This is a genomic window from Streptomyces sp. NPDC005706 (assembly GCF_040631045.1).
In the GTDB taxonomy this organism is placed as follows: Bacteria; Actinomycetota; Actinomycetes; order Streptomycetales; family Streptomycetaceae; genus Streptomyces.
In genome coordinates this window covers 24,686-48,970 of the sequence record NZ_JBEXYS010000025.1, presented here as the reverse complement: position 1 = coordinate 48,970, position 24,285 = coordinate 24,686, and the positions used below count along the sequence as shown (strand labels likewise).

The window sequence follows — 24,285 nt, the reverse complement described above, 5'->3', positions numbered from 1 at the left end:
CTGCATATTCCGACAGGGGAGCGCCACAGCGCTGAGAGTGCGGCAACCGGGCCGCAGACCCTCTGAACCTCGCCCAGGTCATTCTGGGTAGGAAGTTCGGTCACCACTCAAGCTGTTGCGCCCTGCCCGGGCTCCCTCGTGGAGCCCGGGCAGGGCCGCGTCTCTTCCTGGCCAACCCCAGGAGGACATCCAGTGCACAACAAGACCCTCGTGGCCGTGGCCGCCGGGCTCGGTCTCGTCGCCCTGCCCGTGCTGACCGGGTGCGGGTCGGGCGACGCCAAGGGCTCCGCCGCGGACTCCGAAACCGTGACCCTCGTCAGCCACGACTCCTGGCTCGTCTCGAAGAGCGTCATGAAGGACTTCGAGAAGAAGTCCGGATACAAGGTCAAGGTCCTCAAGAGCGGCGACGCCGGGCAGGCGGTCAACAAGGCGCTGCTGACCAAGGACAACCCGCAGGGCGACGTCTTCTTCGGCGTCGACAACACGCTGCTCTCCCGCGCCCTGGACAACGGGCTGTTCCAGTCCTACCAGCCGAAGGGGTCCGACCAGGTGCTGCCCCAGTACCGCGTCGACCAGGACAAGCACCGCGTCACGCCCGTCGACACCGGCGACATCTGCGTCAACTACGACAAGGCCTGGTTCAGCGAGCACAGGCTCACCCCGCCGCAGTCCTTCGCCGACCTGGCCAAGCCGGCGTACAAGAACCTCCTCGTCACCGAGAACGCGGCCACCTCCTCGCCGGGCCTCGGCTTCCTGCTGGGCAGCGCCGCCAAGTTCGGTAACGACGACTGGCAGGACTACTGGAAGAAGCTCAAGGCCAACGGCGTCAAGGTCGTCGACGGCTGGGAGCAGGCCTACTACCAGGAGTTCTCCGGGTCGTCGGAGGGCAAGAAGGCCGGCGGCGACCGGCCGCTGGTGGTGTCGTACGCCTCCTCGCCGCCCGCCGAGGTCATCTACGCGAAGAAGCGGCCCAGCACCGCCCCCACCGGGGTGTCCCAGGGCACCTGCTTCCGGCAGACCGAGTACGCGGGCCTGCTGAGCAACGCGAAGAACACCAAGGGAGGCAAGGCGTTCCTGGACTTCCTGCTCACCAAGGAGTTCCAGGAGGACATGCCGCTCAACATGTTCGTCTACCCGGTGCGCGAGGGCGCGGCGGTGCCGCCGGACTTCGCGAAGTACGGGCCGCAGGCCAAGGACCCCGAGACCATGGCCCCCGGCACCATCGCCGCCAACCGTGACAGCTGGGTCAAGTCGTGGACGTCGCTCGTACTGAGGTGACGGCCCGCGAGGGCACCGCGCGCGGGAGCGCGGCGCGGCTGGGGCTGATGGCCCTGCCCGTCGCGTTCTTCGCGGTGTTCTTCGCCTGGCCCGTCGCCGCGATCGTGGCGCGCGGGCTGAAGGCGGACGGCGGCTGGCGGTTCGGGCGGGTGGCGGACGTCGTCACCCAGCCGGACATCGGGCACGTGCTGTGGTTCACCACCTGGCAGGCGCTCGCCTCCACCGCGCTCACCCTGCTGCTCGCGCTGCCCGCCGCCCATGTCTTCGCCCGCTTCGACTTCCCCGGCAGACAACTGCTGCGGGCGGTCGTCACGGTCCCGTTCGTGCTGCCGACCGTCGTCGTGGGCACGGCGTTCCTGGCGCTGGTCGGACGCGGCGGGCTGCTCGACGACCTGTGGGGCGTACGGCTGGACACCACCGTGTGGGCGATCCTGCTGGCGCACGTCTTCTTCAACTACGCGGTCGTCGTACGGACCGTCGGCGGGCTGTGGGCCCAGCTCGACCCCCGGCAGGAGCAGGCCGCGCGGATGCTGGGCGCCTCACCGCTGACGGCGTGGCGGAAGGTCACCCTGCCCGCCCTCGCGCCCGCCGTGGCCGCCGCCGCACTGATGGTCTTCCTGTTCACCTTCACCTCCTTCGGTGTGGTGCAGATCCTCGGCGGCCCCACGTTCTCCACCCTGGAAGTGGAGATCTACCGGCAGACCTCGGAGGTCTTCGACCTCTCCACGGCGGCCGTCCTGACCCTCGTCCAGTTCGTCGCGGTGGGCGCGATCCTCGGCGTGCACGCCTGGACGGTACGGCGGCGCGAGAGCGCACTGCGCCTGGTCGACCCGAAGGTGACCGCCCGCCGGCCACGCGGCGCCGGGCAGTGGGTGCTGCTCGCCGGAGTCCTGCTCACCGTGGCGCTGCTGCTCGTGCTGCCGCTCGCCGTCCTCGTGCAGCGCTCCCTGGACGCGCCCGGCCTCGGCTACTACCGGGCGCTGACCGACGCCGACGGCGGCACCTTCCTGGTGGCGCCGCTGCACGCCGTGTGGACCTCCCTGGAGTACGCCGTCGCCGCCACCGCGATCGCCTTGGCCGTCGGGGGCCTCGCCGCCGCCGCGCTGGCCCGCCGGGACGCGGGTCGGCTGGTGCGCGGCTTCGACGCGCTGCTGATGCTGCCGCTCGGCGTCTCCGCCGTCACCGTCGGCTTCGGCTTCCTGATCGCCCTGGACCGGCCCCCGCTGGACCTCAGACAGTCCTGGGTCCTCGTCCCGCTCGCCCAGGCGCTGGTCGGCGCCCCCTTCGTGGTGCGGACCATGCTGCCCGTGCTGCGGGCGGTGGACGGCCGGCTGAGGGAGGCGGCGGCCGTGCTCGGAGCCTCGCCCTGGCGGGTGTGGCGGGAGGTCGACCTGCCGCTGGTGCGGCGGGCGCTGCTGATCGCGGCCGGGTTCGCCTTCGCGGTGTCCCTGGGGGAGTTCGGGGCGACCGTGTTCATCGCACGGCCCGACAACCCGACGCTTCCGGTCGCCGTGGCCCGGCTGCTGAGCCGGCCCGGGGAGCTCAACTACGGGCAGGCGATGGCCCTGTCCACGATTCTGATGGTCGTGTGCGCCGCCGCGCTGCTGGTCCTGGAGCGGCTGCGCACGGACCGGACGGGGGAGTTCTGATGCTGCTGCGCCTCGACGCCGCGACCGTGCGCCTGGGCGGCCGGCCCGTGCTCGACGCGGTCGGACTCGACGTCGCCGAGCACGAGGTGGTGTGTGTGCTCGGCCCCAGCGGCAGCGGGAAGTCGACGCTGCTCAGGGCGGTGGCAGGGCTGCAGCCGCTGGACGCGGGGCGGGTGCTGCTCGGCGGCCGGGACCAGGCGGGCGTGCCGGCGCACAAGCGCGGTGTCGGCCTGATGTTCCAGGACCACCAGCTCTTCCCGCAGCGGGACGTCGGCGGCAACGTGGCCTTCGGGCTGCGGATGCACGGGGTCGGCAAGGGGCGACAGGACACCGAGGTGGGGGAGTTGCTGGAGCTGGTCGGTCTGCCGGGGGCGGCCCGGCGGGCCGTGGCCGGGCTGTCCGGCGGCGAGCAGCAGCGGGTGGCGCTGGCCCGGGCGCTCGCGCCCCGGCCCCGGCTGCTGATGCTGGACGAGCCGCTGGGCCAGCTCGACCGCTCGCTCCGGGACCGGCTCGTGGTCGAACTCCGTGAGCTCTTCCGCCGGTTGGGCACCACCGTGCTCGCCGTGACGCACGATCAGGGCGAGGCGTTCGCGCTGGCCGACCGGGTGGTGGTGATGCGGGACGGGCGGATCGCCCAGTCCGGGACCCCGCTGGAGGTCTGGCAGCGGCCCGCGGACGAGTTCGTGGCCCGGTTCCTCGGCTTCGAGAACGTGGTGCCCGCGACCGTCTCCGACGGCGCCGCGGACACCCCCTGGGGCAAGCTGCCCGTCCCCGACGGCTCACCCCAGGGTGACCATCCGCTGCTGGTCCGGCCCGCCGGTGTGCGGCTCGTGGCGGCGGACGAGGGTCTGCCCTGCGCGGTGACCGCCCGCACCTTCAAGGGCACCCATGTGGCCGTCCGGCTGCTGCCCCGGGACGGCGGCCCGCCCCTGGAGGCGGCCTGCGCGCTCCGGGCCGCGCCGGAGCCGGGGGCCGAGGTGGGGCTCGCGTTCGACGCGGCCGAAATCGTCGTGCTCGGCTGATCAACGCGTGCCTAGGGTGAGGGCATGACTCTGCTCGCACATGACCGGTACTGCGATGAGATCGACCTTCAGGTACAGCAGTTGAGGGCCGTGGTGGCCTCCGGCGCCGATCTCGCCGCTACCGTGCCCACCTGTCCGGAGTGGTCGCTGGAAGACCTCGTGCGCCACATGGGCGGTGCCCTGCGCTGGGTGGACACCCTGGTACGCGCCCGGGCGCGGGAGAACATCCCGGTGGAGCGAGTGCCGTTCGGAGCCGGACCGCGGGAGCGGGGTGACGCGGCCGCCCTGGACAAGTGGTTCGCGGAGACCGGCGAGTTGGCCGTGGCCGCGCTGCGCGAGGCGGGAGCCGGCACGCCGGTGTGGACGTGGGCGGGAAGCCTCGACTCCGGCTTCTGGGCCCGGCGCATGGCGCACGAGATCACCGTGCACCGCGCCGACGCCACGCTCGCGGCGGGCCTGCCCTACGAGGTGGCGCCCGACATCGCCGCCGACGCGCTGGACGAGTGGCTCCAGCTCGTGGAGTGGGTGCAGCGGAACGAGGCTCACCCGGCCGCGGCGGAACTGCGCGGCCCCGGGCGCAGCATCCACCTGCACGCCACGGACACCGGTCCGGCCCTGAACGCCGAGTGGGTCGTCGAACTGGGCGAGGAGGGCGTCGGCTGGCGCCGCGGCCACGAGAAGGCCACCGTCGCCCTGCGCGGCCCGCTCACCTCGGTGCTGCTCGCCTTCTACCGGCGTCTGCCGCTGGACGCGCCCGGCCTCGAAGTGCTGGGCGAGCGCGCCGTGCTGGAGTTCTGGCTCGAGCGGACCAGCTTCGGCTGAGCACGACCGCGGCCCGTCCCCCGGGGATACGGGGACGGGCCGCGGTGTTGTACGAGCGGTGATGCGAAGTCAGGCGTCAGGCGCCGTTCTTCGCCCCACGGCGGCGCATGCCGAAGAAGACCGCGCCACCGCCGACGACGACGAGCGCGCCGGCGACACCGGCGATCATGCCGGTGTTGGAGTTGGCGCCGGTCTCGGCGAGGTTCGAGTCACCGGCCGCCGGAGACGGCGCGTTGTCCGAGGTGCCCGCCGGGGCGGTGCTGCTCTCCGACGCCGACGGAGTCGGCGTGGCGGACTCCTCCGGGGCGGACGGGGACGGCTTCGACGACGGGCTGGCCGGCGCGCTCGGGGAGGAGGACTCCTCCTTCTTGCAGGCCTCGGCCGGGGTCGTCAGCCCGTCCTTGATGTCCGCGTCGACGTTGAACCGGTCCGTCTTGACGTGGATGCGGTACGTCGCGTTCGGCTTCCAGTCCTCCTGGAAGGTCACCGTGGCGCCCTCGCGGGAGCCCTTGACCACCTGCGGCTGCCCGACCGGCGTCTCACCGGCGTCGGTCTTCCGGAACACCGTGACGGTGGCCGGGGTGCCGGAGGAGTCGACGTCGGTGACGACGATGACGCCCTTGTCGCCGTCGCACTTGGCTTCGGCGGAGAACTCACTGATGTTGCAGGCGAGCGCCTGGCCGGCGACACCGAGCGCCAGTGCGGCGGAGGCGGAGGCGACGCCCAGGATGCGCACGGAACGACGTGCGGTACGGCGAGTTATGGACACGTTTGTCCTTTACAGAGTGCATAACTGCGGGGGGTAAAGGAGGAGTTGAGCACACATGGATGAGATGTGGTCCCAGCACCCCCAAGAGACACACAGGTCTATAAGCGTTCCATAAGAAGTGTCAATGCATATGCCCGCGACGCCCGTTGACTTTGCCTGCTTATTGCCCGCGGAGACGTTTCAGCGCCTCCGGAGCCTGCTCGATCCGGTCAACCAGACTGATTCGGGACTCCATCGCCCGGCCCCCGGCCAGCGACCGCAGCAGCGGCCAGGCGGGCAGCCGCCGTGTCCAGTGCTCCTCGTCCACGAGCACCATGGGCGTGGGCTCGCCCCGGGACTCGTAGTAGTTCGGCGTCGCGTTGTCGAAGATCTCCTGTACGGTCCCGGCGGCGCCCGGCAGGAACACCACCCCGGCGGTGGAGCGGGCCAGCAGGCCGTCCTCGCGGATGGCGTTGGTGAAGTACTTGGCGATGTGCGCGGCGAAGGCGTTCGGCGGCTCGTGGCCGTAGAACCAGGTCGGGATGCCCACCGACTCCCCACCGCCGGGCCAGCGTTCGCGTACCTCGAAGGCGGCCCGCGCCCAGTCGGTGACCGACGGCCGGAAGGACGGTGCCTTGGCGAGGAGCAGGAGCGCCTCCTCCAGCATGCCGTCGGCGAAGGGCGCGGCGTACGCGCCGAGGTTCGCCGCCTCCATCGCGCCCGGTCCGCCACCCGTGGCGACCGTGAACCCGGCGCGCGTCAGTTCGCGGCCCAGCCGGGCCGCACCGGCGTACTCGTCGGTGCCGCGGGCCATGGCGTGCCCGCCCATGACGCCCACCACCCGTGCGCCGGCGAGGAGTTCGTCCAGGGAGTCGGAGACCGAGTCGTCGTGGATCGCGCGCAGCATCGAGGCGAAGACGTCGCCGTCCGCCTTGGTGCGCTGGAACCAGGAGTAGGCCCGCGCGTCGGGTGTCGCCTCGTAGCCGCCGTCCAGCGATGCGAACAACTCGTCGGGCGTGTAGGCGAAACCGCGGTACGGATCGAAGGGGAGCCCCGGTATCGGCGGGAAGACCAGGGCGCCGGCCGAGCGGACGTGCGCGGCGGCTTCGGGGTCCATCGGGCAGCCGAGGAAGACGGCGCCCGCGGTGTCGACGGTGAGCAGCTCCTTCGTGCGTGGCGTCAGATCGACGGCCTGCACGCGGAATCGGGTCAGTGAGCCGTGCGCGGCGACCACCTCGTCGAACTCGGCGAGGGACTCGATCTCACGGTCGTGGGCGGCTCGGTTCGGCTGGGCGGGTGTCTGATCCACCCGCCCATGCTAGGTGCGCGTGTGCGCGTCCCCGGCCGGAAGGGGTCAGCCCTGGACCGCGGCCGGGTCCATCCACATGACCTCCCAGCTGTGGCCGTCGAGGTCGTCGAAGGACCGGCCGTACATGAAGCCGTGGTCCTGGGCGTCACCGCTCGCCGAGCCGCCGGCCGCGATCGCCCTGTCGACCAGCTCGTCCACCTTCTCGCGGCTCTCGGCGCTCAGGCAGATCAGCACCTCGCTGGTCCTGGTGGAGTCCGCGATCTCCTTCTTGGTGAAGTCGGCGTAGCGCTGCTTGCTCAGCAGCATCGCGACGATCGTGTCGCTGATCACCACGCAGGCGCAGTCGTCGGTGCTGAACTGCGGGTTGATCGAGTAGCCGAGCTGGGTGAAGAACTTCTTCGAGGCCTCGACGTCGTCGGTGGCCAGGTTCACGAAGATCATCTGCTGGTACACGGGGTGCCTCCCTGGGCTGTGGTCGCCGCTGTCGTGAGTTGGACACCGGGCGGCGGCGGAACTCATCGCCGGGCGGCGAGGTTTTTTTCCGCCCGGCTCCGGTGCGGGGTCTCACGGGGCGGACGCCAGGGCGGTGAGGTGGGCGATCACCAGGGTGAGCGGGCCGAACAGCGCCAGCAGGGCGCCCGCGCGCAGGGCGGCGGCGGTGCGCAGCGTTCCCGGCGGGGCGCCGAGCCGCAGCAGGGCGGCGGTGGTCTCGGCACGGCACTGGCGGGCCTCGACGGCCGCCGTCAGCAGGGTCGCCACGGTGCAGCCGGTGACCACGAGCGCCCCGAGCACGGTGAGCGGGCCCCCGGACGTGACCGGACCCCCGTACAGGACGGTCATGGCGTAGGTGGCCGAGGCGGCCGCGCAGGCCACCCCGAGCGGCCGGCCGATCCGGGGGGCCTCCGCCATGAGCACGCGGCCCGCCAGCAGCCGGAGGACCCCGGGACGGCTGGACTGCAGCAGGCGTCCGCAGAGGTGGGTGAGGCCGGGGGCGGCGAGCACGAGCCCGGCGGCGGTGAGGACCCAGCCGGCCAGGACGGCCATGGCCTCGGCGGGCAGGCGGGTGAGGGCCGGGGTGGCCGCGGGCCCGCCGGAGTAGGCCTGTACGGCGAGCCCGGCGGCGACGGCCGCGATGCCCCAGGGGAGACCGGCGGGGGTGGCGGCCGGGGAGGGCCGGCGGCCGAGGGCACCGGTTTCGTCGGCGTCCAGGACCTCGGCCCCGTTCACCTCGGCCCCGTTCACCTCGGGCTCGGTGACCGCCGCCGTGGTGGCCCCGGCGGCCGGGGGTCGCGCCGCGCCCTGCCGCGTCGCCGCCGGTGTGCGCGGCCGCGCCCCGAACCTTCCGTACGCCCCGAACGTCTCCCGGGGCGCCGAGTGGCCGTACGCCCCGAAGCGGCCGAACGCGCGCGGGGCGCCGGCCGGCGGGCGCGGGTCCCGGGGGCGCAGGGCGAGGGCGACCGCCGCGGCGGCGAGCGCGGGGACCGGGGTCAGCAGGGTCAGCGCCGCGGGCAGCGGCAGCGACCGGTCCGTGGCCAGGAACCGGGCCGCCACGCCGTCGATCGGCGTGCCCGCCAGGTCGCCGCGCAGTTGCAGGAAGAACAGCAGGGCCAGCAGCGAACCCAGGCCGCAGGACAGCACGGTGGTCAGGACCGAGACCGCCATCAGCCGCGCCGGGCCGAGCCCCACGGCCGACAGCCCCGGACGCGGCCGGGTGCCGGGATCCGTGCGGGCCACGGCGAGCGCGAGGTACACCGTGGCCGCGAGCGGGACCACGCACCACGCCAGCCGGGGCACCGCGGCGCCCGGTGTCCCGGGGTGGGCCAGCGCGTAGCCGAGGGAGGACAGCAGGAGAAAACCGGTGCCCGCCGAGGCCGCGGCCACCAGCAGCCGGCGCAGCTGTACGGCGGGCCGGGCCGCGCGGGTCAGACGGAGAGCGAGCACGCGGCCCGGCCTTCCGTCTCCGCGGCGTCCGGCAGCGGCACGGTCCGCACCCGCCGCCCGTCCAGCAGCGAGACGGTGCGGTCGGCGAGAGCGGCGGTGTCGGCGTCGTGCGTGGCCAGGACGACCGTGATGCCGTGCGAGCGGGCCGCCGTGGTGAGGGTGCGCAGCACATGCGCCCGGTCACCGCGGTGCAGCGGCGCCGTCGGCTCGTCCGCGAAGAGGACCGTGGGCCCCGGGGCGAGCGCGCGGGCGATGGCCACCCGCTGGCGTTCGGCCTGCTGGAGCTCGCGCGGGTGCCTGCGCGCGTGCTCGCCGGCGTCGAGGCGCTCCAGCCACTCCAGCGCGGCCACCTTGGCGCGCCGGCGGCCGATGCCGCGCAGCATCAGGGGCAGGGCGGTGTTCTCCCAGACGTTCAGCTCCGGTACCAGCACCGGCGCAGGTTCGACCCAGCCGAAGTGGTCGCGGCGCAGCCGCTCGCGGGCGGCCGGGCCCATGGTGTGCACCGGCGAGCTGTTGAACCAGACCTCGCCGTCGCGCACCGGAAGGAGCCCGGACAGGCAGTGCAGCAGGGTCGTCTTGCCGCTGCCGCGCGGGCCGGCGACGGCGAGGATCTCGCCCACCCGGACGCCCAGCGAGACCCCGGCGAGGCCGGGGGAGCCGTCCAGGTGCCTGAACTGCAGGGAGCGTGCCCAGAGCACGTCGTTGTCCGGCGGGGCCTCCATGGCGAACACCTCGGTTCTGATCCGTTTTCCCGTGCCTGATCGCTCGTCCGGGTGAACGAAGGCAGGGCCGATCGGTCACTGGCACGCTAGGCAGCCCACCGCGGGAGCCCGGACAGCACACGGCCCCGGGCCGCCGTTCTCACTCGAACGGGCGGCACCGGGGCCGGTGTTGATCATCCGGTCGGATGATCCGGGCTCGCGCCGGGGCTCAGAGCTTCGTCCACGCCTCGGTGAGAGTGGCGCGCAGTATCTGCTCGATCTCGTCGAACGTCTCCTGGTTGGAGATCAGCGGCGGGGCGAGCTGGATGACCGGGTCGCCGCGGTCGTCGGCACGGCAGTACAGGCCGCTGTCGAACAGCGCCTTGGAGAGGAAGCCGTACAGGACGCGCTCGGTCTCCTCGTCGTTGAAGGACTCCTTGGTGTGCTTGTCCTTCACCAGCTCGATGCCGTAGAAGAAGCCGTTGCCGCGGACGTCGCCGACGATCGGCAGGTCGTGCAGCTTCTGCAGGGTCTGCAGGAAGGCGCCCTCGTTGTCCAGCACGTGCTGGTTCAGGCCCTCGCGCTCGAACAGGTCGAGGTTGGCGAGGCCCACCGCGGCCGACACCGGGTGGCCGCCGAAGGTGTAGCCGTGCAGGAAGGTGTTGTCACCCTTGTAGAACGGCTCGGCGAGGCGGTCGGAGACGATGCAGGCGCCGATCGGGGAGTAGCCCGAGGTCATGCCCTTGGCGCAGGTGATCATGTCCGGGACGTAGCCGAACTTGTCGCAGGCGAACGTCGTGCCCAGGCGGCCGAAGGCGCAGATGACCTCGTCCGACACGAGCAGCACGTCGTACTGGTCGCAGATCTCGCGCACGCGCTGGAAGTAGCCGGGCGGGGGCGGGAAGCAGCCGCCGGCGTTCTGCACCGGCTCCAGGAAGACCGCGGCCACCGTGTCCGGGCCCTCGAAGAGGATCTGCTGCTCGATCTGGTCGGCGGCCCAGCGGCCGAAGGCCTCCGGGTCGTCACCGAAGAGCGGCGCGCGGTAGATGTTGGTGTTCGGGACCTTGTGCGCGCCGGGCACCAGCGGCTCGAAGGGGGCCTTCAGGGCGGGCAGACCGGTGATGGACAGGGCGCCCTGCGGAGTGCCGTGGTAGGCGACGGCGCGGGAGATGACCTTGTACTTGGTCGGCTTGCCGATCAGCTTGAAGTACTGCTTGGCGAGCTTCCAGGCGGTCTCGACGGCCTCGCCGCCGCCGGTGGTGAAGAACACCTTGTTCAGGTCGCCGGGGGCCTCGTCGGCCAGACGCTCGGCCAGTTCGACGGCCTTGGGGTGGGCGTAGGACCACACCGGGAAGAAGGCCAGCTCCTGGGCCTGCTTGAAGGCGGTCTCGGCGAGCTCCGTGCGGCCGTGACCGGCCTGGACCACGAACAGGCCCGCGAGACCGTCGAGGTAGCGCTTGCCCTTGTCGTCGTAGATGTAGGTGCCCTCGCCCCGGACGATGGTCGGGACGGGGGAGTTCTCGTACGAGGACATGCGGGTGAAGTGCATCCACAGGTGGTCGTACGCGGTGCGGCTGAGGTCCTTCTCGGTCACGGTTATCGGGTTCCCCACATGTAGGTCTGCTTCTTGAGCTTCAGGTAGACGAAGCTCTCGGTGGAGCGCACGCCGGGCAGCGCCCGGACGCGTTTGTTGATGACGTCCAGCAGGTGGTCGTCGTCCTCGCAGACGATCTCGGCGAGGATGTCGAACGAGCCCGCGGCCATCACCACGTACTCGACCTCCGACATGCCGGTCAGCGCGTCCGCGATCGACTCGACATCGCCCTCGACGTTGATCCCGACCATCGCCTGCCTGCGGAAGCCCACGGTGAGCGGGTCCGTGACGGCGACGATCTGCATCACGCCCTGGTCCAGCAGCTTCTGGACGCGCTGGCGCACGGCCGCCTCGGAGAGGCCGACGGCCTTGCCGATCGCGGCGTACGGCCGGCGGCCGTCCTCCTGGAGCTGCTGGATGATGGCGAGGGAGACGGCGTCCAGCTGGGGACTGTTGCCGTTCCTGGACTCGCGGGGCGAGTCCCTCTGGTCTGCGCTTCGACTGGCCACGGCCTCACTGTGCACGACGTCTCGACAGTTTCGCAAGGCCGTCGCGATGAAATTCGTTGTTTACGAGTCCGAACCTTGCGGATTTCGCAGAACACGTGGCAACGGGGGTGTTGAAAACGTGGGCGCGCCGATTAGGGTGGGGTGTCTCAGTCTTCGGACAGCCGGAGCGGCTGTCCGGGCTGGACAGCTCGAACCCTCGAACCAGATCAGGAGGCCGGCAGTGAGCACCGAGCTGCGTCGTCTGCGCAACTACATCGACGGTGAGTTCCGGGACGCCGCCGACGGACGGACCACCGAGGTGGTCAACCCCGCGACGGGCGAGGCGTACGCGACCGCGCCGCTGTCCGGTCAGGCGGACGTGGACGCCGCCATGGCGGCCGCCGCCGCGGCCTTCCCGGCCTGGCGCGACACCACTCCCGCGGAGCGCCAGAAGGCCCTGCTGAAGATCGCCGACGCGTTCGAGGAGCGCGCCGAGGATCTGATCGCGGCCGAGGTGGAGAACACGGGCAAGCCCACCGGGCTGACCCGCTCCGAGGAGATCCCGCCGATGGTCGACCAGATCCGCTTCTTCGCGGGTGCGGCCCGGCTGCTGGAGGGCCGCTCGGCCGGCGAGTACATGGACGGGATGACCTCGATCATCCGCCGTGAGCCGGTGGGCGTCTGCGCCCAGGTGGCCCCGTGGAACTACCCGATGATGATGGCCGTGTGGAAGTTCGCCCCGGCCATCGCCGCGGGCAACACGGTCGTCCTGAAGCCTTCGGACACCACCCCCGCCTCGACCGTGCTGATCGCCGAGATCCTCGGCTCGATCCTGCCCAAGGGCGTCTTCAACGTCATCTGCGGCGACCGCGACTCCGGCCGCCTGATGGTCGAGCACCCGACCCCGGCGATGGCCTCCATCACCGGCTCGGTCCGGGCCGGCATGTCGGTCGCCGAGTCCGCCTCCAAGGACGTCAAGCGGGTCCACCTGGAGCTGGGTGGCAAGGCCCCCGTCGTGGTCTTCGAGGACACCGACATCGCCAAGGCCGTCGAGGACATCTCCGTGGCGGGCTTCTTCAACGCCGGTCAGGACTGCACGGCCGCGACCCGCGTCCTGGTGCACGAGTCCATCCACGACGAGTTCGTCTCCGCGCTGGCCAAGGCCGCCGCCGAGACCAAGACCGGGCAGCCGGACGACGAGGACGTCCTCTTCGGCCCGCTGAACAACCCCAACCAGCTCAAGCAGGTCGCCGGCTTCATCGAGCGGCTGCCCGCGCACGCCAAGGTGGAGGCGGGCGGCCAGCAGGTCGGCGACAAGGGCTACTTCTACGCCCCGACCGTCGTCTCCGGCCTGAGGCAGGACGACGAGATCGTCCAGAACGAGGTCTTCGGCCCGGTCATCACCGTCCAGTCCTTCGCGGACGAGGACCAGGCCGTCGAGTGGGCCAACGGCGTCGAGTTCGCCCTCGCCTCCTCGGTGTGGACCAAGGACCACGGCCGTGCGATGCGCATGTCCAAGAAGCTGGACTTCGGCTGCGTGTGGATCAACACCCACATCCCGCTGGTCGCCGAGATGCCCCACGGCGGCTTCAAGAAGTCCGGCTACGGCAAGGACCTGTCGGCGTACGGCTTCGAGGACTACACCCGGATCAAGCACGTCATGACGTCGCTCGACGCGTAAGCCTCCTGACGCCTGAGGCCGTGTCCGCGAAGCCACGCCGCCTGCGTCGCGACCTCGCGGACACGACCCGGCCCCGGACGGGACACCTCCGAGTCCGGGGCCGCGCGCGTGTACCGGGGGCCCGGACGCCGGTGGACAGGGTGTCGGGTACTGCCCGGTCCGCTCGACGCACCGTCAATTGCCCCTGCCCGCGCGGCGGCGGCATCCTGCCGGGGTGACCCGGACCTTCCCGCACGCCCCGTCCCGCCGTTCCCTGCTGCGCTCGCTGACCGGTGCCGCAGCGCTCGGCACCCTCGCCGGCTGCGGGGTGCCCGCCGCCTACGTCGAGCCCGGCGACCGGTCCGTGACCGACGAGTCCGCCGCCGACCGGAGACTCACCTGGGCGAACTGGCCGCTGTACATCGACACCGATGACGACGACACGAGCCGGCGGCCCACCCTGGACGCCTTCGAGAAGCACACCGGGATCTCCGTCGACTACACCGAGGAGATCAACGACAACGACGAGTTCTTCGGCAAGATCAGCCCCGCGCTGATGAACCACCAGCGCACCGGGCGCGACCTGATCGTCATCAGCGACTGGATGTGCGCGCGGTTCGTCCGGCTGGGCTGGGTGCAGCGGATGGACCGCTCCCGCCAGCCCAACGTGGCCGAGCACCTGGACCCGCTGCTGCGCTCGCCCGCGTTCGACCCGGGCCGCGGGTCCACGGTGCCGTGGCAGTCCGGCATCACCGGGATCGCCTACGACCGCCGCCGGCTGGGCCGTGAGATCCGGGGGGTGGCGGACCTCTGGGCGAGCGACCTGAAGGGCAGGGTGACCCTGCTCTCCGGACTGGACGAGGCGTTCGCGCTGCTGATGCAGGGCGACGGAGTGGACATCACCCGGTGGGCCACGGACGACTTCCACCGGGTCTGCGACCGGGTGGAACGGGCGGTCCACCGGGGCCAGATCCGCCGCTTCACCGGCAACGACTACACCAAGGACCTGGTCACCGGCGACGTCCTCGCCTGCCAGGCGTACTCCGGCGACGTCATCCAGCTCCAGGCGGACAACCCCGACATCCGCTTCGTCGTCCCCGAGGAGGGCGCCGAACTGTGGTCGGACTCCCTGATGATCCCCGACCGGGCCAGCCACAAGTCCAACGCCGAGCGCCTGATCGACTACTACTACGAACCCGAGGTCGCCGCGAGGCTCGCCGCCTGGGTCAACTACGTCTGCCCCGTCCCGGCGGCCAGGGAGGTCCTGGCCGCGTCCAAGGACAAGGAAACGGCAGCCCTGGCCGGCAACCCGCTGATCTTCCCCGACTCCACGATGCGCGGACGCCTGGCCATCGCCCGCGACATCACCTCCGCGGAACGACCGGAACTCGCGAAGCGGTGGAACACGATCGTGGGGCTCTAGCGGGACTCCAGGGAGGCCGGCCGGAAGGCCCGGTCCATCCTCGGTTCCACCGCGAACCGGAAGACGCGCCGGACGGGCGGGGTGCACAGCGCGGTCACCAGGGCGGCGACGATCACCGAGACGGTGATCCCGCCGGCGAAGGTGTGGGACCAGCGGTGGTCGGACCAGTGCCAGTGGTTCGCGGCCTGGACGAAGAAGCCGTGCAGCAGGTAGCCGTAGAGCGTGCCCGCGCCCAGCGCGGTGAACCAGAGACGGCGTCCGGGGACCCAGGCGAGGAAGCAGGCGGTCAGCGTCACGGAGCAGCCGAACAGTGCCACGGTCATGACGGGCCCGTACCAGGCGGGCACTCCGAAGGCCGCGGCGGCGGAACGGTGGAAGAGCCACGCGTCGTCCATGCGGGGCACCGCCCAGTAGGCGAAGGCGAGCGCGCCCGCGAACACCGGCACGGCAAGGACGCGCACCCGACCGCGGCGCACCAGCCGGAAATGCTCCGGCTTCAGGCACAGGCCCAGCACGAAGTACGGCAGGAACTGCAGCGCGCGCTGCAGGTCGAGATCCTTGCCGATGGACGGGGACAGGGTCGCCAGTGCCGCCACCCCGAGTGCGAGTGGCAGCGGATGGCGCACGCTCCGGAAGACCGGGGAGATCAGTCGCCAGATGAACAGGGCGGCCAGAAACCACGTCAGGTACAGCGGGTCCAGCAGGCTGACCGGCCGGTCCGGCACGCCGTCGGTCCACCTGGTGAAGTAGGTGTACGCCGTCTCGAAGACGACATAGGGGACCACCACGCCGGTGACGAGACGCCTGATGTTCCGTGGACTGGCCTCGAAGTGGCGTGAGAAATAGCCGGAGATGACGATGAACGCCGGCATGTGGAAGGCGTAGACGAACATGTAGAGCGCGCTGACCGCACGACTCCCTGACCGCAGCGGCTCCCAGACGTGCCCCAGCGCGACCAGAACGATCGCCAGGTACTTCGCGTTGTCGAAGAACGCGTCCCGCCGCGCGGGCGGTTCGCGATCGGTTCGCGGCACGCGTGCGGGCACCGTGGCGGACACCCGTGCGGCACCGTCGCCGGTCGGTCTCGCGTCGGCGGCCGTCGTCCTGGCCTCGGAGTGCGGCATTCCGTGCGTCTCACCGCTCCCGGGCACGGTAAACGCGCGGACGGGAGCGCGAGCGGGAGCGGGAGCCGCACCGCGCATGGGCCTGACGGGAGAGCTCAGTTCTTCCCGTCGTCGCCGACGTACGCCGCCAAGTGCTCTCCCGTCAGGGTCGAGCGGGCGGTGATCAGGTCGGTGGGGGTGCCCTCGAAGACGATTCGGCCGCCGTCGTGGCCGGCGCCGGGGCCGAGGTCGATGATCCAGTCGGCGTGTGCCATGACCGCCTGGTGGTGTTCGACGACGATGACCGACTTGCCGGAGTCGACGAGCCGGTCGAGCAGGCCCAGCAGTTGCTCGACGTCGGCGAGGTGCAGGCCGGAGGTGGGCTCGTCGAGGACGTAGACGCCGCCCTTGTCCCCCATGTGGGTGGCCAGCTTCAGGCGCTGGCGCTCGCCGCCGGAGAGGGTGGTGAGCGGCTGGCCGAGGGTGAGGTAGCCGAGCCCCACGTCGGAGAGCCGGGTGAGGACGCGGTGCGCCGCCGGGGTGCGTGCCTCGCCGGCACCGAAGAACTCCTCGGCCTCGGAGACCGGCATCGCGAGCACCTCGCTGATGTCGCGGCCGCCGAGGTGGTACTCCAGGACCGACGCCTCGAACCGCTTGCCCTCGCACTCCTCGCAGGTGGTGGCGACACCGGCCATCATCGCCAGGTCGGTGTAGACGACGCCGGCGCCGTTGCAGGTGGGGCAGGCGCCCTCGGAGTTGGCGCTGAACAGGGCCGGCTTGACCCCGTTGGCCTGGGCGAAGGCCTTGCGGATCGGGTCGAGCAGCCCGGTGTACGTCGCCGGGTTGCTGCGCCGTGAGCCGCGGATCGGGGTCTGGTCGACCGACACCACGCCCGCGCCGGCCGGGATCGAGCCGTGCACGAGGGAGCTCTTGCCGGACCCGGCGACACCGGTGACGACGGTGAGCACCCCGAGCGGGATGTCGACGTCGACGTCGCGCAGGTTGTTCGCCGACGCCCCGCGGACCTGCAGCGTGCCGGTCGGCCTGCGCACCGTCTTCTTGACCGCGGCCCGGTCGTCGAGGTGCCGGCCCGTCAGCGTGCCGCTGGTCCGCAGGCCGTCGAGGGTGCCCTCGAAGCAGACGGTGCCGCCCGCCGTGCCGGCGCCGGGGCCGAGGTCGACGACATGGTCGGCGATCGCGATCAGCTCCGGCTTGTGCTCCACGACGAGCACCGTGTTGCCCTTGTCCCGCAGCCGCAGCAGGAGTTCGTTCATCCGCTGGATGTCGTGCGGGTGCAGACCCGCGGTGGGCTCGTCGAAGACGTAGGTGACGTCGGTGAGCGAGGAGCCCAGGTGGCGGATCATCTTCACGCGCTGCGCCTCGCCGCCCGACAGCGTGCCCGCCGGCCGGTCGAGGGCGAGGTAGCCGAGGCCGATCTCGACGAACGAGTCCAAGGTCTGCCCCAGCTTCGCCAGCAGCGGCGCCACCGACGGCTCGTCCAGGCCGCGCACCCATGCGGCCAGGTCGCTGATCTGCATCGCGCAGGCGTCGGCGATGCTGGTCCCGCCGATCTTCGACGACCGGGCGCCCTCGTTCAGCCGGGTGCCCGCGCAGTCGGGGCAGGTGGTGAAGGTGACCGCGCGGTCCACGAACTCCCGGATGTGCGGCTGCATCGCCTCCCGCTCCTTGGCGAGCATCGACTTCTGGATCCGCGGGATCAGACCCTCGTAGGTCATGTTGATGCCCGCGATCTTCATCCGGGTCGGCTCGTGGTGCAGGAAGTCCCGCAGCTCCTTCTCGGTGAACTTGCTGATCGGCTTGTCCGGGTCGTAGAGGCCCGACTCGCTGTAGAGCCGGTGGTTCCAGCCGCCCGCCTTGTAGCCGGGGACGGTGAGCGCCCCCTCGCTCAGCGACTTGGAGTCGTCGTAGAGCTGGGTGAGGTCGATGTCGGAGACCGTGCCCCGGCCCTCGCAGCGCGGGCACATGCCGCCGGTGATGCTGAAGCTGCGGCGCTCCTTCACGGCCTGCCCGGCGCGCTGCACGGTGACCGCGCCCGCTCCGCTGATCGAGGCCACGTTGAAGGAGAACGCCTTGGGCGAGCCGAGGTGCGGCCGCCCGAGCCGGCTGAAGAGGATGCGCAGCATCGCGTTGGCGTCGGTGGCGGTGCCGACCGTGGAGCGCGGGTCGCCGCCCATCCGCTGCTGGTCGACGGTGATCGCGGTCGTGAGCCCGTCGAGCACGTCGACCTCGGGCCGGGCGAGGGCCGGCATGAAGCCCTGTACGAAGGCGCTGTACGTCTCGTTGATCAGCCGCTGAGACTCGGCCGCGATGGTGTCGAAGACCAGTGAGCTCTTGCCCGAGCCGGAGACACCCGTGAACACCGTCAGCCGGCGCTTGGGGAGCTCGATGCTGACGTCCTTGAGGTTGTTCTCGCGCGCTCCGTGCACCCGGATCAGGCCGTGGCTGTCGGCGACGTGCGGCGCAGGCGGCTGGGTGGCGTCCGTGCTCGTGGCCATGCTCTTCGTGTCTCCATCCGTCGGGGGCGCCGCCCGCGCGGTTCCCTCTGGCATCGCCCGGCTCGGTCCCTCGGCTCGATCGCCCGGCTCGGTCCAGGCAGCACGCTAGCCGCGCGCCCCGGCCCGGCGCTTCTCGATTCCTGACCGGTCGGCCGAATTCTCGCCCGGAAGTAGTTTTGAACACGTTCAAATGGCGGGTACGCTCCTGCCATGAGTGACAGAGCCGCCCTGCTCCGGGGCATCCGCGTCTGGCTGGTTCTCTTCGTCGTGTGCCTCGTGCTCAGCGGGGCCACCGCTTTTCCGCTGGTGCACGAACTGCGTTGGACGGAGAGCGGACTTCGCGCGCTGTCCGTGCCCGAACTGCTGCCAGGGCTCATGGACTGGATCACCCGGGTGCGCGAGGGGCTCGACGCCGTCGACGCCGAGTACCCGTTCGTGCTGTACGGCACGGACTGGCTGGCCTTCGCGCACCTCGTCATCGCGGTCGCCTTCTACGGCCCCTACCGCGACCCGGTGCGCAACATCTGGGTCGTGGAGTTCGGGATGATCGCCTGCGCCGGGATCATCCCGCTCGCCCTCGTGTGCGGGCCGGTCCGCGGGATCCCCTTCTGGTGGACGCTGATCGACATGTCCTTCGGGGTGTTCGGCGTCCTGCCGCTGTACGTCGTGCGCCGGAGGATCAAGCGGCTCGAGGCGCTCACCGGGCCGGCCGCCGCCGTGGCGGTGCCCGCCGGCTGACTCGCGCCGTGGCCGGCCCCCGCGGCCCGCCGCCGGGGCCGACCACCGGGGTCAGCCGCCGTTGCGCAGTGCGTGCAGCGCGTCCACGCGGTTCGTGGTGATCGAGTCGACGCCCAGGTCGAGCAGCCGGCGCAGGGAGCGGCGGGTGTCCGGGGTCCACACCGACAGCAGGTATCCGTCGCGGTGGACGCGGGCCGCCAGGTCCCGGTCGACCAGGGAGAAGCGGTAGTTGAGCCAGCGGGGGCGCACGGCGGCCAGCAGCGCGGGCCGGGGCGGGGCGATCGTCGTCCAGGTCAGGGCGATCTCGGCGGCCGGATCGGCGGCCCGTACGGCGAGCATGGCCTCGGCGCCCGCGCAGTAGTACACCCGGTCGCCGGCCCCGCTCTGCCGGACGGCGTCCAAGACCGCCCGCACGGTCCGGCGGTCGACCCGGCCGCACAGGTCCACCATCACCCGGCCGCCGTCCGTCGCGGCCAGCGCCTGCTCCAGCGTCGGCACCCCGCCGGCCGTGAGCCCGGTCAGCTCGGCGGCCGACAGCGAGCGCAGCGGCCGGCGGTGCCCCCACAGCCGCTCCAGCGTCTCGTCGTGCAGCAGCACGGGGACGTCGTCACGGGTGAGCCGTACGTCGATCTCGACCGCGTCCGCGCCCAGGCCGGACGCGCAGCGCAGCGAGTCGAGGGTGTTCTCACGGAAGCGGTAGGGGGCGCCGCGGTGGGCCACGGCGGTCACGGTCTGCATGGCCCCCATTGTGGGGGGCGTCCCCCAGGGGCAGCGCTTCAGGCGGGGTCCGAGGCGATGCCCCGGACACCGCGGCTTCGGTCAGGGCTTCGGTCAGGGCTTCAGGGGGCGAGCCAGGCGTCGGTGTAGGTGTCGATCTCCGCCGCGACGCGCGCCTTGCCCGCCGCGTCCAGGAAGGACGCCTCGACGGCGTTCTTCGCCAGCCCGGCCAGCCCGCGCTCGTCCAGCTCGAGGAGGCGCGCGGCCACCGCGTACTCGTTGTTGAGGTCGGTGCCGAACATCGGCGGATCGTCGGAGTTGATGGTGACGAGCACTCCGGCCCGGGTGAACTCCTTGATCGGGTGCTCGTCCAGGGTGGCGACCGCGCGGGTGGCGATGTTCGAGGTCGGGCAGACCTCCAACGGGATGCGGTGCTCGGCGAGGTGGGCGAGCAGCCGGGGGTCTTGTGCCGAGCTGGTGCCGTGCCCGATGCGCTCGGCGCGCAGCTCGGTCAGCGCGTCCCAGACCGTCTCCGGGCCGGTCGTCTCGCCGGCGTGCGGGACGGAGTGCAGGCCCGCGGCGATGGCGCGGTCGAAGTACGGCTTGAACTGCGGGCGCGGTACGCCGATCTCGGGCCCGCCGAGCCCGAACGACACCAGGCCCTCCGGGCGGATCCGGTCGTCGGTGGCCAGCCGGGCGGTCTCCTCGGCGGACTCCAGACCGGCCTCGCCGGGGATGTCGAAGCACCAGCGGAGCACGGTCCCGAACTCGGCCTCGGCCGCCTTGCGGGCGTCCTCTATCGCCGACATGAAGGCCGTCTCCTCGATGCCGCGCCGGGTCGAGGAGAACGGGGTGATGGTCAGCTCGGCGTACCGCACCTGTTGCCGGGCCAGGTCGCGGGCCACCTCGTAGGTCAGCAGCCGGACGTCCTCCGGCGTGCGGATGAGGTCCACCACGGACAGGTACACCTCGATGAAGTGCGCGAAGTCCGTGAACGTGAAGTAGTCGGCCAGGGCCTCGGGGTCGGTGGGGACCTTGGAGTCGGGGTGGCGGGCGGCCAGTTCGGAGACGATGCGCGGGGAGGCGGAGCCGACATGGTGGACGTGCAGTTCGGCCTTGGGCAGTCCGGCGATGAAAGCGTGCAGATCGCGGTCGGGCGTGCCCGCGGCGGGTACCGAGCGGGATGCGGCGCTGCGGTCGGTCAAGGGTTCCTCCCCGGGAACGGCGCCCGCGGACCGAGGTCCGTGGTCCGGGCGCGGGTGATCGGCTGATCGGTGATCCGGGGGTCATCGTAGGCCGGGCCGCAGGCGGCGCCCCGGCCGCCGGTGGGAACGGCGACCCGGCGCGGGGCCGCGGAACCGACGCTTTACCATGGCCTGACCATCGATGGAGGGGCGGGGACGTGGCGGACCAGGGACAGCAGGGCGCAGGCGGGGGCGGGGGCTTCGACCCGTGGGCGCCGCCCGAGAGCAAGCCTTCGCTGGAGAAGGGCCCGCAGCCCGGCGCGTTCGGGCAGCAGCCCCCCGCGCAGCAGCCCCCCGTGCAGGACCAGCAGCCCGGTCAGGCCCAGCAGCCCCCGGCCGCCGTCCCGCAGCAGCCCCCGGCGCCGCAGCCGTCCGTGCACGACCAGGCCACCATGATCTCCGCGCCGGGCCCCGGCTTCGGGGCGCCGGGCTACGGCCCGCCCGCACCGCCGCCGCCACCGGCCCAAGGCTGGACCGAGTCCGCCATGCCACCCCCGCCGGCCGCGCCCGGCGGCCCGGGCCCCGCCGCTCCGGGCGGTTACGGCTACCCCGCCTACCCGCAGCAGGGCTACGGCTGGCCCGGCATGCCGATGGGCCCGCAGAACGGCATGGGCACCGCGGCGATGGTGCTGGGCATCCTGTCCATCTGCCTGTTCTGCCTCTACGGCGTGGTGTCCATCGTGCTCGGCGTCATAGCCGTGGTGCTCGGCGTCAAGGGCAAGAAGCGGGCCGAGCGGGGCGAGGCCACCAACCACGGCCAGGCCCAGGCCGGCTTCATCACGGGCATCATCGGGATCATCATCGGCCTCGCCATCGTCGGCTTCCTGGCGTTCGCCATCGGGATGGCCATCAACGAGGACAAGAAGCACGACAGCGACTACGACGACCCGTACTACAACTCCGCGCCCCGGGTGCCGGCACCCGTGCTGACGCGGGGCTGACCCCGGCCCCGGGCGGCCCCGCCGGGCCGCCCGGCGCTCAGCGCGCGGACGCGGCGAGCCGCTCGCGCGCCTCCATCAGCGCGAACCCCAGCAGATTCGGCCCCCGCCAACGCTCGGGATCCGACGCCGCCTCGTCTCCGGCCGCCAGGCCGATGCCCCACACCCGGTCAACGGGGCTCGCCTCCACCAGGACCCGGTCGCCGGTGCCGCGCAGGAACGCGCTCAGACCGGCGTGCGCGGCGAACTTGTGCACACTGCCCTCGACCACGATCCGGAAGCGCTCCCGCTCCCATATCGCCTCGTCGAAACCGCGGACCAGCCGCCCCGCCTTCTTGGCCTCGGCGGGATGCTCCGCCGCCAGCACCCGGTGCTCCGCCTCCGCGTCCCCGAACAGCCGCGCCTTCTCCGCCATCATCCAGTGCTCGGCCGTCGCGTAGCCGACGCCCTCCACCGCGAAGGGTGACGGCCACCACTGGCTCAGACAGCTCGCGCCGATCCGGCCGTCCGGCAGCGGCCGGTGCCCCCAGAAGTGCAGGTACCTGACCCCGGCTCCCGCCCGGACCTCCCTGATCAGGGCTTCCATCCCGTCGATCTTCCCCATGCACGCGAGTGTGGCACGCACCACTGACACTCCGTCCGCCCTTTTCGGCGCCGACTCGACACCTGGTCGACAGATTTCGTCGCGTAACCAAAAGGCAACAACGGAATCACTTGTTGGAGTCCACTTGCTCTGTCAGGATCGGCACTCAAATCGAGCTGGAGCTACGCCACCCACCCCTTCGGGGGACGGGACGAACGGCGGAGGAGAGCGACATGCACAACCCGGGCAGCACCGCCATCCCGGAACGATTTCCCGCCCAGGACCGCCTCGCGGACGGCGCGCAGTTCATCGCCGGCCGGCTGACGAAGGGCACCTCGGGCCGTACCCACACCGTGGTCGACCCGGCCACCGGTGAGGAGGTGTACACCTACGACCTGGCCGGCGCCGACGACGTCGACGCGGCCGTCGCCGCGGCGCGCGAGGCCTTCCCGGCCTGGGCCGGCGCCACCCCCGGTGAGCGCTCCGACGCCCTGCACCGGTTCGCCGCCGTGCTCGCGGAGCGCGCCGAGGAGTTCGCCCGCGCAGAGTCCCTGCAGTGCGGGAAGCCGCTGAAGCTCACCCGTGAGTTCGATGTGCCGGGAACCGTCGACAACACCGCCTTCTTCGCCGGCGCGGCCCGGCATCTGCAGGGGCAGGCGGCCGGTGAGTACTCCGGTGACCACACGTCGTACGTCCGGCGCGAGCCGATCGGTGTCGTCGGGTCGATCGCGCCCTGGAACTACCCGCTGCAGATGGCCGCCTGGAAGATCCTCCCGGCCGTCGCCGCGGGCAACACCGTCGTGCTCAAGCCCGCCGAGCTGACCCCGCTCACCTCGCTGCTGTTCGCGCAGGCCGCCACGGACGCGGGCATACCGGACGGTGTGATCAACATCGTCACCGGGACCGGCCGGGAGGCGGGCGAACACCTCGTCGGCCACCCCGACGTGGCCATGACGTCCTTCACCGGGTCCACCGCCGTCGGCAAGCGGGTCGCCGAGATCGCCACCGCCACCGTCAAGCGCCTCCACCTGGAGCTGGGCGGCAAGGCGCCCTTCGTCGTCTTCGACGACGCCGACCTGGAAGCGGCCGCCAACGGAGCCGTCGCCGGCGCGCTCATCAACACCGGCCAGGACTGCACGGCCGCCACGCGGGCGTACGTGCAGCGACCGCTGTACGAGGCCTTCGTGGAGCGGACGGCCGCGCTGATGGAGACCGTACGGCTCGGTGACCCGTTCGCGCCCGGCACCGACCTCGGCCCGCTGGTCTCGCACGCCCAGCGCGACCGGGTCGCCGGCTTCGTGGACCGGGCGCGCGGCTACGCGCGCGTGGTGACCGGCGGTGAGGCCCCGCAGGGGGACCTGGGCAAGGGCGCGTACTACCGGCCCACCCTGGTCACCGGCGCGGCCCAGGACAGCGAGATCGTCCAGTCCGAGATCTTCGGCCCGGTGCTGGTCGTTCTGCCGTTCGACAGTGATGACGAGGGCATCCGGCTGGCCAACGACACGCCGTACGGCCTGGCCGCCTCCGCCTGGACCGGCGGCGTCTACCGGGCCGGGCGCGCCACCCGCGAGATCAAGGCCGGCTGTGTGTGGATCAACGACCACATCCCGATCATCAGCGAGATGCCGCACGGCGGCTACAAGGCCTCCGGCTTCGGCAAGGACATGTCCGCGTACTCGTTCGAGGAGTACACGCAGGTCAAGCACGTCATGTTGGACAACACCGCGGTCGCCAGGAAGGACTGGCACCGCACCGTGTTCGGGGACCGCTAGCAACGACAGGCCGGACCAGGCCGACCCCATCCGAAAGGG

General features: G+C 71.9%; 21 protein-coding genes and 1 riboswitch. Of the genes, 9 read left to right on the top strand and 12 right to left on the bottom strand.

Going from position 1 to position 24,285, the window contains the following annotated elements; translation table 11 throughout:
- Positions 1 to 4 precede the first annotated feature (4 nt).
- Positions 5 to 112: riboswitch (TPP riboswitch) on the top strand.
- An 80-nt stretch (positions 113 to 192) separates the two neighbouring features.
- Genes ABZ478_RS29570 through ABZ478_RS29555 form a run of 4 tightly spaced genes read left to right on the top strand, consistent with a single transcriptional unit; the run spans position 193 to position 4,771 of the window.
- Positions 193 to 1,278, top strand: a complete 1,086-nt coding sequence (locus ABZ478_RS29570; RefSeq protein ID WP_359553931.1) for a thiamine ABC transporter substrate-binding protein — start codon at positions 193 to 195, stop codon at positions 1,276 to 1,278.
- 47 nt (positions 1,279 to 1,325) lie between these two features.
- Entirely contained in the window at positions 1,326 to 2,927 is a 1,602-nt protein-coding gene (locus ABZ478_RS29565; protein ID WP_359554000.1) for an iron ABC transporter permease, read from the top strand.
- A complete protein-coding gene (locus tag ABZ478_RS29560) occupies positions 2,927 to 3,949 on the top strand; it encodes an ABC transporter ATP-binding protein (RefSeq protein WP_359553930.1) in 1,023 nt (340 codons plus the stop codon). Before ABZ478_RS29565 ends, ABZ478_RS29560 begins: the two co-directional genes overlap by 1 nt.
- A 24-nt stretch (positions 3,950 to 3,973) precedes the next feature.
- Complete coding sequence (locus tag ABZ478_RS29555) at positions 3,974 to 4,771, top strand: maleylpyruvate isomerase family mycothiol-dependent enzyme (protein ID WP_359553929.1); 798 nt, start codon at positions 3,974 to 3,976, stop codon at positions 4,769 to 4,771.
- A 76-nt stretch (positions 4,772 to 4,847) separates the two neighbouring features.
- Here the strand turns inward: ABZ478_RS29555 and ABZ478_RS29550 are convergent, their stop codons facing one another.
- The 7 genes from ABZ478_RS29550 to ABZ478_RS29520 all read right to left on the bottom strand — a co-directional run bounded on the left by ABZ478_RS29550 (position 4,848) and on the right by ABZ478_RS29520 (position 11,588).
- Entirely contained in the window at positions 4,848 to 5,540 is a 693-nt protein-coding gene (locus ABZ478_RS29550; RefSeq protein ID WP_359553927.1) for an LAETG motif-containing sortase-dependent surface protein, read from the bottom strand.
- A gap of 160 nt (positions 5,541 to 5,700) precedes the next feature.
- A complete protein-coding gene (locus tag ABZ478_RS29545; RefSeq protein ID WP_359553925.1) occupies positions 5,701 to 6,828 on the bottom strand; it encodes an LOG family protein in 1,128 nt (375 codons plus the stop codon).
- Between the two features lie 45 nt (positions 6,829 to 6,873).
- On the bottom strand, positions 6,874 to 7,281 hold the full coding sequence (locus tag ABZ478_RS29540; RefSeq protein ID WP_359553924.1) for a VOC family protein: 408 nt from the start codon (positions 7,279 to 7,281) through the stop codon (positions 6,874 to 6,876).
- A 111-nt stretch (positions 7,282 to 7,392) separates the two neighbouring features.
- The gene (locus ABZ478_RS29535) at positions 7,393 to 8,769 is read right to left on the bottom strand and encodes a hypothetical protein (RefSeq protein ID WP_359553922.1); all 1,377 of its coding nucleotides are present in this window, start codon (positions 8,767 to 8,769) and stop codon (positions 7,393 to 7,395) included.
- Positions 8,751 to 9,491: an ATP-binding cassette domain-containing protein gene (locus tag ABZ478_RS29530; protein WP_359553921.1), complete on the bottom strand. Its 741-nt coding sequence runs from the start codon at positions 9,489 to 9,491 to the stop codon at positions 8,751 to 8,753. Before ABZ478_RS29530 ends, ABZ478_RS29535 begins: the two co-directional genes overlap by 19 nt.
- 208 nt (positions 9,492 to 9,699) lie before the next feature.
- Positions 9,700 to 11,082, bottom strand: coding sequence for an aspartate aminotransferase family protein (locus tag ABZ478_RS29525; protein WP_359553920.1), 1,383 nt, complete (start codon positions 11,080 to 11,082; stop codon positions 9,700 to 9,702).
- Positions 11,067 to 11,588 carry an Lrp/AsnC family transcriptional regulator gene (locus ABZ478_RS29520; protein ID WP_359553919.1) on the bottom strand — a complete coding sequence of 174 codons (522 nt, stop codon included), beginning with the start codon at positions 11,586 to 11,588 and terminating at the stop codon, positions 11,067 to 11,069. The genes ABZ478_RS29525 and ABZ478_RS29520 overlap by 16 nt, the downstream gene beginning before the upstream one ends.
- 205 nt (positions 11,589 to 11,793) lie before the next feature.
- Between ABZ478_RS29520 and ABZ478_RS29515 the strand changes: the two genes are divergently transcribed.
- Both ABZ478_RS29515 and ABZ478_RS29510 read left to right on the top strand, forming a co-directional pair.
- A complete protein-coding gene (locus ABZ478_RS29515) occupies positions 11,794 to 13,233 on the top strand; it encodes a gamma-aminobutyraldehyde dehydrogenase (RefSeq protein WP_359553918.1) in 1,440 nt (479 codons plus the stop codon).
- Between the two features lie 214 nt (positions 13,234 to 13,447).
- Entirely contained in the window at positions 13,448 to 14,635 is a 1,188-nt protein-coding gene (locus ABZ478_RS29510) for a spermidine/putrescine ABC transporter substrate-binding protein (RefSeq protein ID WP_359553916.1), read from the top strand.
- On the opposite strand, the gene ABZ478_RS29505 is transcribed toward ABZ478_RS29510, so the two are convergent.
- Together ABZ478_RS29505 and ABZ478_RS29500 are read right to left on the bottom strand one after the other, a co-directional pair.
- Complete coding sequence (locus ABZ478_RS29505; protein WP_359553914.1) at positions 14,632 to 15,669, bottom strand: acyltransferase family protein; 1,038 nt, start codon at positions 15,667 to 15,669, stop codon at positions 14,632 to 14,634. The two genes, ABZ478_RS29510 and ABZ478_RS29505, sit on opposite strands and share 4 nt — an antisense overlap.
- Positions 15,670 to 15,854: 185 nt before the next feature.
- Positions 15,855 to 18,254 (bottom strand): excinuclease ABC subunit UvrA, encoded by a 2,400-nt coding sequence (locus ABZ478_RS29500; RefSeq protein ID WP_359553913.1) that lies wholly within the window; start codon positions 18,252 to 18,254, stop codon positions 15,855 to 15,857.
- 210 nt (positions 18,255 to 18,464) lie between these two features.
- On the opposite strand from ABZ478_RS29500, the gene ABZ478_RS29495 reads away from it, so the two are divergent.
- A complete protein-coding gene (locus tag ABZ478_RS29495) occupies positions 18,465 to 18,992 on the top strand; it encodes a hypothetical protein (RefSeq protein WP_359553912.1) in 528 nt (175 codons plus the stop codon).
- A gap of 51 nt (positions 18,993 to 19,043) precedes the next feature.
- On the opposite strand, the gene ABZ478_RS29490 is transcribed toward ABZ478_RS29495, so the two are convergent.
- Together ABZ478_RS29490 and ABZ478_RS29485 are read right to left on the bottom strand one after the other, a co-directional pair.
- The gene (locus ABZ478_RS29490; RefSeq protein ID WP_359553911.1) at positions 19,044 to 19,730 is read right to left on the bottom strand and encodes a glycerophosphodiester phosphodiesterase; all 687 of its coding nucleotides are present in this window, start codon (positions 19,728 to 19,730) and stop codon (positions 19,044 to 19,046) included.
- Positions 19,731 to 19,831: 101 nt separating this feature from the next.
- A complete protein-coding gene (locus tag ABZ478_RS29485; protein ID WP_359553910.1) occupies positions 19,832 to 20,914 on the bottom strand; it encodes an adenosine deaminase in 1,083 nt (360 codons plus the stop codon).
- Between the two features lie 197 nt (positions 20,915 to 21,111).
- Here ABZ478_RS29485 and ABZ478_RS29480 point away from each other — a divergent pair, with 197 nt between their 5' ends.
- A complete protein-coding gene (locus ABZ478_RS29480) occupies positions 21,112 to 21,894 on the top strand; it encodes a DUF4190 domain-containing protein (protein WP_359553908.1) in 783 nt (260 codons plus the stop codon).
- Between the two features lie 37 nt (positions 21,895 to 21,931).
- Here the strand turns inward: ABZ478_RS29480 and ABZ478_RS29475 are convergent, their stop codons facing one another.
- Positions 21,932 to 22,495, bottom strand: coding sequence for an NADAR family protein (locus ABZ478_RS29475; RefSeq protein ID WP_359553907.1), 564 nt, complete (start codon positions 22,493 to 22,495; stop codon positions 21,932 to 21,934).
- A 212-nt stretch (positions 22,496 to 22,707) separates the two neighbouring features.
- Here ABZ478_RS29475 and ABZ478_RS29470 point away from each other — a divergent pair, with 212 nt between their 5' ends.
- Positions 22,708 to 24,246 carry a gamma-aminobutyraldehyde dehydrogenase gene (locus tag ABZ478_RS29470; protein ID WP_359553905.1) on the top strand — a complete coding sequence of 513 codons (1,539 nt, stop codon included), beginning with the start codon at positions 22,708 to 22,710 and terminating at the stop codon, positions 24,244 to 24,246.
- The last annotated feature ends 39 nt before the right edge of the window (positions 24,247 to 24,285 follow it).

What these genes read in the sequence shown, in the direction of transcription:
- ABZ478_RS29565 (WP_359554000.1), top strand. Translation starts at nt 1,326, where the DNA reads ATGGCCCTGCCCGTCGCGTTCTTCGCGGTGTTCTTCGCCTGGCCCGTC.
- ABZ478_RS29560 (WP_359553930.1), top strand. Translation starts at nt 2,927, where the DNA reads ATGCTGCTGCGCCTCGACGCCGCGACCGTGCGCCTGGGCGGCCGGCCC.
- ABZ478_RS29555 (WP_359553929.1), top strand. Translation starts at nt 3,974, where the DNA reads ATGACTCTGCTCGCACATGACCGGTACTGCGATGAGATCGACCTTCAG.
- ABZ478_RS29530 (WP_359553921.1), bottom strand. Translation starts at nt 9,491, where the DNA reads ATGGAGGCCCCGCCGGACAACGACGTGCTCTGGGCACGCTCCCTGCAG.
- ABZ478_RS29500 (WP_359553913.1), bottom strand. Translation starts at nt 18,254, where the DNA reads ATGGCCACGAGCACGGACGCCACCCAGCCGCCTGCGCCGCACGTCGCC.
- ABZ478_RS29495 (WP_359553912.1), top strand. Translation starts at nt 18,465, where the DNA reads ATGAGTGACAGAGCCGCCCTGCTCCGGGGCATCCGCGTCTGGCTGGTT.
- ABZ478_RS29490 (WP_359553911.1), bottom strand. Translation starts at nt 19,730, where the DNA reads ATGCAGACCGTGACCGCCGTGGCCCACCGCGGCGCCCCCTACCGCTTC.
- ABZ478_RS29475 (WP_359553907.1), bottom strand. Translation starts at nt 22,495, where the DNA reads ATGGGGAAGATCGACGGGATGGAAGCCCTGATCAGGGAGGTCCGGGCG.
- ABZ478_RS29470 (WP_359553905.1), top strand. Translation starts at nt 22,708, where the DNA reads ATGCACAACCCGGGCAGCACCGCCATCCCGGAACGATTTCCCGCCCAG.